Annotated in this window: 13 protein-coding genes; 9 read left to right on the plus strand and 4 right to left on the minus strand. The window is 43.7% G+C overall.

Annotated elements, in window-relative coordinates:
• From EI162_RS11185 to EI162_RS11205, 5 genes are all read left to right on the plus strand, one after another.
• Window positions 1-353: IS30 family transposase (locus tag EI162_RS11185; RefSeq protein WP_192524380.1), on the plus strand; the 353-nt coding region annotated here is incomplete at its 5' end.
• Window positions 354-550: 197 nt separating this feature from the next.
• A complete protein-coding gene (locus EI162_RS11190) occupies window positions 551-1012 on the plus strand; it encodes a DUF58 domain-containing protein (RefSeq protein WP_225736978.1) in 462 nt (153 codons plus the stop codon).
• Window positions 1009-3189 carry a transglutaminaseTgpA domain-containing protein gene (locus tag EI162_RS11195; RefSeq protein WP_192524430.1) on the plus strand — a complete coding sequence of 727 codons (2181 nt, stop codon included), beginning with the start codon at window positions 1009-1011 and terminating at the stop codon, window positions 3187-3189. The genes EI162_RS11190 and EI162_RS11195 overlap by 4 nt, the downstream gene beginning before the upstream one ends.
• 119 nt (window positions 3190-3308) lie before the next feature.
• The gene (locus tag EI162_RS11200; RefSeq protein ID WP_192524431.1) at window positions 3309-3734 is read left to right on the plus strand and encodes a PACE efflux transporter; all 426 of its coding nucleotides are present in this window, start codon (window positions 3309-3311) and stop codon (window positions 3732-3734) included.
• Window positions 3735-3784: 50 nt separating this feature from the next.
• Entirely contained in the window at window positions 3785-4075 is a 291-nt protein-coding gene (locus EI162_RS11205) for a DUF4031 domain-containing protein (RefSeq protein ID WP_192524432.1), read from the plus strand.
• Window positions 4076-4139: 64 nt separating this feature from the next.
• On the opposite strand, the gene EI162_RS11210 is transcribed toward EI162_RS11205, so the two are convergent.
• Complete coding sequence (locus tag EI162_RS11210) at window positions 4140-4658, minus strand: DUF302 domain-containing protein (RefSeq protein WP_192524433.1); 519 nt, start codon at window positions 4656-4658, stop codon at window positions 4140-4142.
• Window positions 4659-4819: 161 nt separating this feature from the next.
• Window positions 4820-5734 (minus strand): LysR family transcriptional regulator, encoded by a 915-nt coding sequence (locus EI162_RS11215; protein ID WP_192524434.1) that lies wholly within the window; start codon window positions 5732-5734, stop codon window positions 4820-4822.
• A 196-nt stretch (window positions 5735-5930) separates the two neighbouring features.
• Here EI162_RS11215 and EI162_RS11220 point away from each other — a divergent pair, with 196 nt between their 5' ends.
• Complete coding sequence (locus EI162_RS11220; RefSeq protein WP_225735162.1) at window positions 5931-7067, plus strand: S-(hydroxymethyl)glutathione dehydrogenase/class III alcohol dehydrogenase; 1137 nt, start codon at window positions 5931-5933, stop codon at window positions 7065-7067.
• Between the two features lie 250 nt (window positions 7068-7317).
• Here EI162_RS11220 and EI162_RS11225 read toward each other — a convergent pair whose 3' ends face one another.
• Entirely contained in the window at window positions 7318-7566 is a 249-nt protein-coding gene (locus EI162_RS11225; protein ID WP_192524435.1) for a DUF2164 domain-containing protein, read from the minus strand.
• A gap of 26 nt (window positions 7567-7592) precedes the next feature.
• Window positions 7593-8267, minus strand: coding sequence for a DsbA family protein (locus EI162_RS11230; protein WP_192524436.1), 675 nt, complete (start codon window positions 8265-8267; stop codon window positions 7593-7595).
• Window positions 8268-8611: 344 nt separating this feature from the next.
• Here EI162_RS11230 and EI162_RS11235 point away from each other — a divergent pair, with 344 nt between their 5' ends.
• From EI162_RS11235 to EI162_RS11245, 3 genes are read left to right on the plus strand one after another with little or no spacing between them, the layout of a single operon-like run.
• The gene (locus tag EI162_RS11235; RefSeq protein WP_192524437.1) at window positions 8612-9274 is read left to right on the plus strand and encodes a 2Fe-2S iron-sulfur cluster-binding protein; all 663 of its coding nucleotides are present in this window, start codon (window positions 8612-8614) and stop codon (window positions 9272-9274) included.
• Window positions 9271-10263, plus strand: a complete 993-nt coding sequence (locus tag EI162_RS11240) for an FAD binding domain-containing protein (RefSeq protein WP_192524438.1) — start codon at window positions 9271-9273, stop codon at window positions 10261-10263. The genes EI162_RS11235 and EI162_RS11240 overlap by 4 nt, the downstream gene beginning before the upstream one ends.
• A gap of 2 nt (window positions 10264-10265) precedes the next feature.
• Window positions 10266-12686 (plus strand): xanthine dehydrogenase family protein molybdopterin-binding subunit, encoded by a 2421-nt coding sequence (locus tag EI162_RS11245; RefSeq protein ID WP_192524439.1) that lies wholly within the window; start codon window positions 10266-10268, stop codon window positions 12684-12686.
• Window positions 12687-12861 lie beyond the last annotated feature (175 nt).

Consider the following 12861-nt stretch of genomic DNA (forward strand, 5'->3'; position numbering starts at 1 on the left):
GTGTGGGTCATAAAACGGCACAGCAAGTATCAGAGGCAATGATAGGTATCCTAAAGCCAGTGAGGTTACAGGTTAAGACCATTACCTCTGACAATGGTAAAGAGTTTGCTCAGCATAAGAAGGTGAAACGAAAGCTCTTTACTTCCTTCTTCTTTGCCGATGCTTATGCGTCATGGCAGCGAGGAACCAACGAGAATACCAACGGATTAATCAGAGAGTTCTTGCCTAAGGGTTGTGACTTTAGACAAGTCTCTGATAATGAGATACAGGACATTGAGAATAAACTAAACAACAGACCAAGAAAACGCTTAGGGTTTAAAACGCCCAATCAGGTGTTCTATAATATAATTTAGCGTTGCACTTGGTGTGTTAATCTAAGACGAATAAAAAAGCCGATAAGAGACTTAAAGAGAGTGCTGATAATCAAGAATCAGTATTAGTCACACAGTTGCAAAGCGAGCAAGTTATTCGTTTGCCTGTTCAGGCTCATTCTCGAGGTCAGCTTGAATTGCCACGCTTAATCATAAAAACTGTTTATCCTTTAGGTATCATGCGCGCATGGTCATATGTGTATTTTGCGCGCACGGCTTGGGTCTATCCCAAACCTGAAGCCTTCGATTGGCAAGACCAATATTCTGCCGCCAGTTTGGAGGATTTACCGGTAGGTGGGCAATATCGGCAAGGTCAAGACGACTTTGAACGGCTGGATAACTATGTCGAAGGGGAGTCGCTGGCACGGGTTTCTTGGGGGCATGTGGCACGCGGTCAAGGTATGTTTACCAAGCATTTTGCCGATCCTGTTGGTCACGAACAAACCTTGGATTATGCAGATATGCCAGCGGCGCACCACGAGCAAAAACTTGCACAAATGGCGTACGGGGCAATGACACTGGGTCAGCTAGGTGTACCATTTAATATGCGCTTACCAAATGATGCTCATTCTGCTGCCACTATGGGTGAAGGAGAAAGCTTTGCGCAGGCTTGCTTGCTAAGATTGGCGAAAGCACCATGAGTAATTTCAAACGTTACCCTTCAAATGAGACAGTTGCCATAAGTCTTGCAAGCTTTGAGCAATTGGCATTGGGTCAGAACAGTAATGCCCATGCAGGCCTTGAAAGCAATAATAAATGGCATCGTAAGCTATTGGCACTACCTGCTTATTATTGGGTATTAATTACCCAAGTGCTCGTTATTTTACCGCATGCAGCGCATTTACCCTTATGGTTAATGGGCTTTGCTATCGTTAGTGTGCTTGCCCAGCTGCCCCTTATTAAAGCCAAATTTAAAAAAGGTCGTCGTCTAAAGCGTGTTTATCAAAGTATGCAAATGCTGGGCTTCTTATTAGGGCTGGCAGGGCTATGGCTGACTTATAATACAGCGTTTGGACTGGATATGGGCGTGGCATTTTTAGTGCTATGTCTGATTAGTAAGCTATGGGAATTGTATAAGCGCCGTGATGCTTATGTGGTATTGAACTTATCGCTGTTTGTACTTGCGGCGCTATTTTTGATGGATCAAGGAATTATTACGACTTTAGCAGTGATTGTTGGTGTGGTGATTGTGTTATTGGCGTTTATTGCGCTAAATGATGATGGCAATACTCGCGGGGATGGTCGCCTGCGCACTTTGGGAGTATTGGGCGTTGGTGCGTTGCCGTTATTAGTCGTGCTGTTTTTATTCTTCCCGCGTCTGCCACCGTTATGGTCAGTACAGCTATCAGGTCAACAAGCGACCACGGGCGTTTCTGACAGTATGTCACCGGGTGATTTTGCCAATTTAGGACAATCGACCGAATTGGCTTTTCGCGTCGAGTTTGACGGTAATCGCCCACCGCAACAACAGTTATATTGGCGTGGATTGGTATTTAGCAACTTTGATGGAGTGACGTGGCGTCCAAGTGCTAAGCAGCGCCAATGGCAACCTGCATTGCAGAGTCCGCCTTGGATTAAAAATGCAATTGAGACTATCCCTGATGAGGCGAAAGCAACGCCGAACAGCTATCAAATTATCTTAGAGCCCACTCAGCAAAATTGGCTGTTTGGACTCGATTATCCGTTTGCTCAGCAGCAAGATATCAGTATTACCTCAAACTTTACCTTATTAAAAGACCAGCCCGTCACCCAGCAGCTGCGTTATGATGTATTGCAGTTTGCGCCGATGCGTATTGATTCTAATCTCACTGAGGAATCAAGGCGTTTGAATCTTGCTTTACCTAACAACGGCAATCCGCAAGCACGAGCGCTAGCGAAGCAGCTTTTTGCACAATCAGGCTCAGACCCAGTTCGCTATATGGAAGCTATCGAGCGCTGGATTAATCAAACAGATTTCCGTTATACCTTATCACCACCACGGCTGAATAATAACCGCATTGACGAGTTTTTATTTGAGACCAAAGCGGGATTTTGTGAACATTACTCTTCAAGCTTTACCTTTATGCTGCGGGCGGCAGGTATTCCAGCGCGGGTGGTAGCAGGCTATCAAGGCGGTGAGCCGAGCCGTAATGGTAATGTCTGGGAGGTGCGGCAAATGGATGCGCATGCTTGGACAGAGGTTTGGCTTGAGGGTCAAGGTTGGATACGCGTTGACCCGACTGCTTTTGTTGCGCCTGAGCGTGTCGAGCAAGGCATGGAGGCGCTGACACAGGCACAAGGGGCTGCGATGTTTGGCGACGGGGCAGGTGCGCAAATTAGCTATCAACAGTATCAAGTGCTACAAACCTTACGCCGTTTGTCGGACCAAGCAAGCTACTATTGGCAAAAAGACGTCGTCGGCTATGATCAGGACAAGCAAGCAGATTCGCTATTGAAATGGTTTAACATCCGCTCAATCATGCAGCAAATTACTTGGCTGGCGATCAGTGCTATTACGATCATGGCTATTTTAGTCTTTATTATTTGGCAACGTCGCCGCAAGCGTTGGCACCCAGCAGACTTACCGCTTGCGCAATTATCAAAACGTATAGGCAAAGGTGATAAATCATTAGCACGCACGGATAATGAAGGACAACTGGCGTGGCTTGAGCGCTTAGCAGAAGCTATGGGTTCGAAAGCTGCTCAAGCAAAAATCGTGCAAATCAAGCAAAACTATCGTCAGCTACGCTATGGATATTTAAGCCCACTTGAAACTCGTGATAGTGAGTACCAAAAAGTGCTCAAGCAGCTCAAAAGAAATGTGCGTGAATTGCTTTAATGGTCGTTATCGAAAATATTGCTCAGTCAAAATAGAGCATAATGGCACGCAAATAATGCGAGCGATAAGAGTATTCAAGAAATAAAGTAGCTCGACAAACAAATCAATTAGGAAGTTTCATGCGTAACAAAAAAGACCGGATTCGCCATGCCTTAGGGTTTGAAATTATAGGTCTGCTTATCTTTGCCCCACTAGCAAGCTTAGTATTTGGTTTTGAGCTACATCTGATGGGAGTCATGGCGTTGGCCGGCTCTATCGTCGCCACATTTTGGAACTACTTTTATAATATTTTGTTTGACCGTGCCATGCTCAGGTTACGTGGTGTAGTACAAAAGACAGTTCTGATACGGGTGCTACATGCGCTGTTATTTGAAGGCGGATTGTTATTGTTATTTCTACCCGTCATCGCCTGGTATTTAAATATCAGCCTTTGGGAAGCATTTAAGATGGATATCGCAATGGCAACCTTTTATCTCATCTATGCTTTTATCTACAACTGGATTTATGACAAAGTATTTCCTATCCCTACAAGCAGTTATAGTTAAAATGCATCTACTATAGACTGTTCTATACAATAAATAAAAGGAGCGGCTATATGGCGATATATGTAGATTTTATGCAGATAGAATTTAAAGGCTATAAGTGGTGCCATATGCTGGCTGATACTTTGGAAGAATTACATGAGTTTGCGGCATACATTGAAGTAGATAAGCGCTTGTTCCATCGAAACGCCAGTTATCCTCACTATGACGTCACAGTACAAATGCGTGAAACAGCACTTAAACATGGTGCTATCCCTGCCAATCGTAAAAAGATTATCGAGTGTGCGAAGAAGCTAAAAGTAGAGTTAAATTGTCAAATAGAGCGTTCTGGTAATGTCGGATAAATGAATAAAAACCTAAAAAAGGTGGGTTATGCTTTTGCTAATCCACCTTTTTTATTTATAATTTTTATTTTGCGACGGCAGCTTTACTGACATTGTTAAGTGCTTTTGAGATGTTATCAATCTCACTATCGCAGCCTTTGATATTATGACGAGATTTTAAATATTCAGGATTGTTATAAGACAACCATACCCTTTTATCAGCACCTTCACTGATGAGAATTTTTTGTGGTAAATCAATGGCCACGCTTTGCTCGCAATTCATCAATGGCGTACCCGCTTTAGGATTGCCAAATATAATAACTTGCGTTGGTCTTAATGTTGAATTAACGCCTTGCGCATTTTTTTGATGGTCAACGCGCGCAAATACTTTCATACCTTTGCTTTCGATAATCGACGCTAGCTTATCAGCGGTATCGGTGACAGAATGATTACTTTGCAGGGTTATCAGCCCATTTTTAGTGTTGAGAGAAGTGGTTGTTTCTTTAACTGAAGTGCTGTCATTAGATGAACCCAAGATATTTTCAACACTGGCGCAAGAGGAAACGGCTAAAGCTAACGCTGCTATAGAAATAATTTTAATCATATGTAGTCCTTTTTTATGGTGGTCGTTTATCCAGCGAGTGATAGTTGGTAACATCAAATATTTATAGTGCGTCATCACATTGTGGGTCATCATACATCACATTGTGCCGTAATGAACCGTGCATAGTAAAGAGTAGCATGGCAAGACGCCTGCACAGATTTCTAGGCCAAACGCTCTGCTAGATAATCGACAAGCAGTCTAATCTTTGGCGATAAATGCCGGTTATGCGGATAAACAGCCCAAATGCCTTCTTCTGGTTCTCGATATTTATCCAATAAGCTAATGAGCTGACCGGATGCTAAGTGTTTTTTGACATAATAATCAGGCAACTGCACAATACCTAGACCTTTTAAAGCCGCATCGACTAGGCTATAACCACTGTTATATTGCACCGTCCCCGAAACTCGTAGGTTTCTTTCTTTAGATGCTCTTTGAGCATGTTTTCTAGTAATGTTTTTACTCGCTTCTTGATCATCTTCGATAAAGTGCCAATAATCACGCGTGCCAAGTAAGCAGTTATGTTGACTCAGTTCGCTCAGAGAGTGAGGTATGCCGTATTTTTCAAGATAAGCGGGTGCGGCACAGACAAAGTTAGTGCGATGACTGAGTTTTTTTGCCATCATCGTCGAGTCACTTAACTTACCAATACGAATCGCCAAATCATAACCGCCTTCAATTAAGTCAATCTTTTGATTGCTTAAAAAAGCCGTCACTTCGATATCGCTATATTGCACCATAAAATCATTTATTATTGGTAATAATTGCTGCTCACCATAAGTCACAGGCGCGGTCAGCTTAATCCTACCTTGCGGTTTTGATTGTAAGTTACTGACAGCTTGTTCGGCGGCATCTAAGCCATCAAGCACCCCGCGGCAATGCTGATAAAACACGCGTCCTTCTTCGGTGAGCGATACTTTGCGCGTGGTACGATAGAGCAATTTAACATTAAGTCGCTTCTCTAAAGCGCTAATCTGACGACTGACTTGTGCGGTAGAAATGCCCAACTCTTTTGCAGCGCGCGTAAAGCTCTCATATTCTGCTACGTAAACGAACTCGCTAATTCCATCCCAGCGCATGATTATTACCAGTGTGTAAAAGATATTTGCAAATATAGCATATTGTTATCCTTATAGAAAAAACTATAATGGTCAGTATAAAATCAAATGTTTTACAGACTGCTACAACTGTCGCTTGCCTCCATTCGGCAAGCAAGATAAGCTGAAGAGGTCTGTGTTTAACAACCAATAAAATACATTAAAAAGAGAGATAATGATGTCAGATAAATTTATCAAATCTAAAGCCGCCATTGCTTGGGGTCCAAACCAGCCACTGTCTATCGAAGAAGTGGATGTGATGCTGCCAAAAAAAGGCGAAGTACTGGTCAAGATTGTTGCCAGTGGTGTCTGTCATACCGATGCTTTTACCTTATCCGGTGAAGATCCAGAAGGTGTATTTCCAGCGATTTTGGGTCATGAAGGCGGCGGTATCGTTGAGCAAATTGGCGAAGGCGTGACCAGTGTACAAGTTGGTGACCATGTTATCCCTTTATATACCGCAGAGTGCGGCGTCTGTAAAATGTGCCGTTCAGGCAAAACTAACTTGTGCTCTGCGGTACGCGAAACTCAAGGCAAAGGCTTAATGCCCGACGGTACGACACGTTTTTATAAAGATGGTGAGCCAATTTACCATTATATGGGCTGCTCAACTTTTTCTGAATATACCGTTTTGCCAGAAATTTCTCTAGCTAAAGTCAATAAAGAAGCGCCACTAGAAGAAGTTTGCTTACTTGGTTGCGGCGTAACCACTGGAATGGGCGCTGTCATGAATACCGCAAAAGTCGAAGAGGGCGCAACCGTCGCCATCTTTGGTTTGGGCGGTATTGGTCTATCAGCGATTATCGGCGCAGAGATGGCAAAAGCCAGTCGTATCATTGCGATTGATATTAACGAAAGCAAGTTTGAGCTGGCTAAAAAACTTGGCGCGACTGACTGTATCAATCCAAAAGATTATGACAAGCCGATTCAAGATGTTATCGTTGAATTGACCGATGGCGGTGTGGATTATTCTTTTGAATGTATTGGTAACGTCGATGTCATGCGCTCAGCACTGGAATGCTGCCATAAAGGGTGGGGCGAGTCGGTCATCATCGGTGTGGCGGGCGCTGGGCAAGAGATTTCTACCCGTCCATTTCAGCTAGTGACTGGTCGCGTTTGGAAAGGCTCGGCATTTGGTGGTGTGAAAGGTCGTAGCGAGTTGCCAGGCTATGTTGAGCGTTATCTTGCTGGTGAAATCCCACTACAAGACTTTATTACGCATACTATGCCATTAGAGGACATCAATGAAGCTTTTGACTTAATGCATAAAGGTGAAAGTATTCGCTCTGTGGTACATTTTAAGAGTAAGACTTAGGTAAAATATCAAAGCTAGATAATAAAAATAAAATGCTGCTCCTAGCTGCTTATATAAGGGGCAGCATTTTTCGTTTTAATATGACTTAAGTATAGTCAGCTCTAAATAAAAGAAATACAGATATTATAACGCGCTACTGGGATAAATTTTTCTTGCTTGCTGTGCCTACGCAGACAGAGGCAGCGCAAAACTTATCCCAGTAGCACTGAATTTGTTTTATAGTGGATCGACTATAGCTTATACCAAACCATTAATCTTTTTTAAAACTGTGCATGTCCTCTAAAATAGCTGTAAATCGATCGTATAACCAAGGTTCATTATCATCAATCATTTGGTTGTATAAATGCGGACCTATCGTTTCGATAATGAAATCCAATAAAAACTTAGCCGGTAAATTACCGATATCAACGTCGAATTCATCGTTCATATAAACCCTCAGTTCGTCTAAAACGAGTGTTTCCGCTTCATCTGATAATGTCAGCAGTTTATCTTTGCTCATCTATGATAATCCTATTAAAAAAATATTTATTCTCGCATATTGGCCAATTGCTCTAAAATATTGACATAATTCTCTACACCTTGCGCGCCACTGACCAAATGCCGCTCATTAAAAACCATCGCCGGTACACTCTGGATACCTTGCTGTTGCCAGTGCTGCTCTTCTGCGCGCACCTCGGTAGCAAAACGCTGATCTTCTAATATGATTAGTGCTTGGTTACGATCGAGTCCAACCTCAGCCGCGATATCAGCAAGCACTTCGATATCGGAGATATTACGCCCATTGGTAAAGTGAGCGGTAAATAATGCTTGTTTTAAATCATGCATATGGCTTGGCTCTGTCTGATCTGCCCACTGCAAAAGCTGGTGCAGATTAAAGGTATTGTGCATACGCAGCTCATCAGTAAAATTAAACTCAAAGCCAACCTCAGAACCCACAGCTGTTATTTGGGCGCGGCTAGCATCAGATTCTTGCTTGCTCGAGCCATATTTTCCTGTGATATGTTCACGCATGTTTTGACCCTCGCTTGGCATGTTTGGGTTGAGCTCAAACGGGTGCCAGTGTATCTCATGAGCAGTATCGGTCTGCTTTAGTGCTGCTGCTAGTTGGCGATAGCCGACGACACACCAAGGGCAAACGACATCTGATACGATATCGATGCGTAGTGGCTGCTCTGATGACAACTGCTTTGAATTTTGCATATTTTTCTGCCTAATTTATTATTTATATATTTGTCTTTTATCTGGGCTGCTTTTTTTAGAGCTTATCGTGCAATACTCAATAAAAGCTAAGGCAATCAATACTAAGAGAAAGATGGCGTGATTACAATGTGCGCTAAGTTACCAATGGAAAGTGTTGACCCTAACTCTCGGTAACACTCATCATAAAGTGAGTCGAATGTGCATATGATTAAAAAACTACCCTGCAATGACTACAAAGTAAAAACAAATCGACATTTTTAATAAGACATAATAAATCAGTTAGCGCTATTTTAAAGGGCGTTTATTTTATCTCTTTTATGTTTTTCTGCCAGCGAGAAGCCAGCATGTCTACTTTGACGTTATCAATTAATAAGTTAGATTATCAGCTCGATAATCTTGATCCGCGCACGACCTTGCTCGATGTCTGTCGTCAGCATCTACAAATTACTGGACCCAAAAAAGGCTGCGACCACGGTCAATGTGGTGCCTGTACCATACTCATCAATGGGCGACGAGTTAACTCTTGTCTAACCTTGGCAGTCATGCATGACGGTGATGAGATTACAACGATTGAAGGTCTTGGTTTACCGGATTCGCTATCTGAATTGCAACAAGCCTTTAAAGACCACGATGCTTTCCAATGTGGTTATTGTACGCCTGGACAGATCTGTTCGGCGACGGCTTTGATAGAGGAGGTCAAACAAAATTGGCCAAGCTATGTGACCACCGATTTGCAAAATCCTGATGGGCTGCTGGTTCAAGAAATCTCTGAGCGGATGAGCGGTAATATTTGTCGCTGCTCTGCCTATCCAAATATTATCAATGCCATCTCGCAGGTTTTGGAGAATACAACAAAAAACGAGGTAGTGGACGGTAAGGCTTCTAAAGCGACGATAACGAAAGGCTCAACTGTCAGTGGTATTTGGTCTCCGCCGCCTAGCGAAGCGCAGCTCAGCAAGCCCACGCAAAACAAAGCCAGTACGACCGTATCAGGAGATCGCTCATGAAACGCTTTGAATATATCCGCGCTGATGCACCTCAGCAAGCAGCAGTTTCGGCCAGCCCAAAGGCAGCTTCGTTTATTGCAGGCGGTACCAATTTATTAGATTTGATGAAGTTAGAGATTGAAACCCCTATCAAGCTGGTCGATGTCGCTCGCTTAGAGTTGGGACAAGTAGAAACGACTGCTGATGGTGGGCTACGTATCGGTACGCTGGTCACCAATAGCGATTTGGCAGCGCACCCGCAAGTGATTGCCAATTATCCAGTATTATCACGAGCGATCCTTGCTGGCGCGACTGGACAGCTGCGCAATAAAGCCACCACGGGCGGCAATTTTTTACAGCGTACCCGTTGCTATTACTTTTATCAGACCGATAGTCCCTGTAATAAGCGCAATCCCGGTACTGGCTGTCCAGCTATCAACGGTGAGAATCGTACCCTTGCCATATTAGGTACTAGTGACGCTTGTATTGCTCAGCACCCCTCCGATATGGCTGTTGCGATGCGTTTACTCGATGCGACAATTGAAACGATTAAAGCGGATGGTGGCACACGAAAAATTGCGATCAAAGACTTTTATTGCCTACCAAAAGACACGCCTAGTATCGAAACTGTTTTAGAGTCTGGCGAGCTCATTACTCATGTGGTCCTGCCAGCGCCTATAAAAGGCAGCCACACTTATGACAAAGTTCGCGACCGCGCCTCTTATGCTTTTGCATTGCTATCATGCGCTGCCGTGATAAATGTTAATGATAAGGGTGATTTAGAAACAGTACGTTTGGCGTTTGGCGGTATCGGTACTCAGCCGTGGCGTAATGAAGCGGTTGAAGCCTTATTAATCGATACTAAAGGTGATAACGATACTATTGAGCAGGCGGCAGATTTATTATTAAAAGAAGCCAAAGGTCAGGGTCAAAATGACTTCAAAATACCACTGACACGCCGTCTATTAAAACAAGTTATTCAGCGCGCCTTAGCGGGCGAGGGAGCATAATTATGTCATTATTGGACTCAGTATTTGCATCAGAACCCACCAAAAAAATGACGATGAATGAACCCGTCGAAACCTTGTTTAACAAAACGGCAAGCAATTTGGTTGGTAAACCCATTAACCGTGTCGACGGTTCGTTAAAAGTCAGCGGACAAGCGCCTTATTCGGCAGAAATACATCGAGAAAATCAGCTATATGGCGTTTTAGTCAGCGCCAAGATTGCCAAAGGTCGAGTTGAAAATATCGATAGCAGCGCTTTAGAGAATATTCCTGGCATTATTAAGGTGGTGACTGATCCTAAGCACTTTTTGCGCAATGCCCAGCAAGGCGGTGCAACCAAAGCACCAACACAGGGCGCAAGTGAGATTTTTTATCATGGTCAGCCGATTGCAGTAGTGATTGCTGAAACCTTTGAAGCAGCGACCGAAGGCGCGAATGCTTTGAAGGTTAGTTATAAAGACGAAGCTGAACAAGCGGCCTTAAATTTTACCAAAGAACTTTCGAGTGCTCATGATGTCGATGAAAAAAACGGCTCAGATAAAAATGCCATAAAGGGTGACCCAGAGCAAGGACTTGCTGATTCTGCTGTAACCCTTGATCGTTTTTACCATACGCCAAGCCAGAGCAACTCACCTATGGAGCCGCACGCTACGTTGGCTTACTGGGAAGATGATAGGCTCATCATGTACACTTCAAATCAAATGATCGCCTCTTGTAAGCAGCAAGTAATGGATGCCTTGGACTTAACAAAAGATCAAGTGCAGTTGATTTCATATTTTGTCGGCGGCGGTTTTGGTAGTAAGTTGGGCATCGCCCCTGAATCGATTGCAGCGGCTATTGCTGCAAAAGAATTAGGTCGCCCTGTGTTGATTAGTATGACCCGTCCGCAAGTTATGGAAGCCACAGTAAGACGTTCAAATACTCGTCAGCGTATCGCGATTGGCTGTGATAAAGACGGCATTATCAATACCATGATTCACGATACGATTACCAGTAATCTACCGGGTGAGGCATTTTTTGAACCAACGGCTTTGTCTACTAAGTATTTATACCGTGGCGAAAACCGCCGCGTCAATTATAAAAAAGTAGACATGAACCAAGTACTCTCAGGCTCTATGCGCGCGCCTGGCGAAGCGGTCGGCATGATTGCCGTTGAATGTGCGATGGATGAATTGGCCTCGCAATTGAATATCGATCCCATTGAGCTGCGCCGTCGTAATGAGCCTGAGCAAGACCCGAGCCAAGATATTCCATTTTCGACGCGCCAGCTTACTGCCTGTATGCAACAAGCGGCAGAGCAGTTTGGTTGGGATAAGCGTAATGCCAAACCTGCCAGTCAGTTAGAGGGTGATTGGTGGATTGGCACGGGTATGGCAGCATCCGCTCGCGGTAATCAGTTAAAACTTTCTGAAGCGCGAGCAACCCTGCAAGTCGATGATACAAAAAAACTGGGTATCAAAGCTATTATCGAAACCGATATGACCGACATAGGTACCGGCTCTTATACGGTATTTTCGCAAGTCGCTGCTGATTTATTGGGCTTACCAATCGATCATATAGAGATGAAATTAGGCGATAGTGATTTGCCGCCTGCAGTCGGTTCGGGCGGTAGTATGGGTGCGGCAAGTGCCGGTAGCGGGGTTTACCTTGCTTGCGAGCAGTTACGTGACATGTTAGCGGAAAAAGTAGGTTTACATTCTGATAGCATCTGTTTCGATAATGGGCAAATCAAACAAGCAGGTCAACACAACTCTAACGTAACAGAAGCTGCTATTGAGAGCGTTAAAAATAAAGCTGAAGACTTAACAGATAAAGTCGCTGAAAAAACTGGTTTACCCTTACCAACAGCAACAGATAAAAAGTACGATTTTACCAGCTTTCACTCTTATGCTTTAGCCGACGTCGTCGCTGATTATGATGAGCAAAAAATTAGCGCTAAAGGACAAATAAAACCGGGTAAAAATGCTAAAAGCCATCGTCAGGCATCTTTCGGGGCCAATTTTGCAGAAGTAGCAGTACATAGAGTTACTGGTGAGATTCGCGTCAAACGTATGGTAGGTGCATTTGCCGCTGGACGTATACTCAATCATAAAACCGCGACCTCACAGTGTTACGGCGGTATGGTTTTTGGTATTGGATCAGCACTGATGGAAGAAGTCATCCATGACAAGCGTGATGGTCGTTTATGCAATCATGACCTTGCTGAATACCATATCCCCGTCAATGCAGATGTGCCGCAACTAGAGGTTATATTAGTCGAAGAAGATGATCCTTATACCAATCCCATGCACATCAAAGGCATAGGCGAGACCGCAATATCAGGCGCAGCGGCAGCTATTGCCAACGCTATATATAACGCAGTTGGCGTTCGAGTTTATGATTTCCCCATCACACTTGATAAGCTGCTTTATGAGCTGCCAGAGTAGATTTTGTAGTTGAACAGAGTAATCAAAGAAGCCCGTTAGCTATAACAGTTAGCGGGTTTTATAAGCTGATGATTATGGATACAAATAGTAGATAGTATAGGGGCTGTATAGAATTGGGAAATAGTTGAAAAAAATAAGCAACGCCTTACACTCTTGTTTACCACAACAAAGAGAA

This window comes from Psychrobacter sp. FME6 (assembly GCF_014861365.1).
In the GTDB taxonomy this organism is placed as follows: domain Bacteria; phylum Pseudomonadota; class Gammaproteobacteria; order Pseudomonadales; family Moraxellaceae; genus Psychrobacter.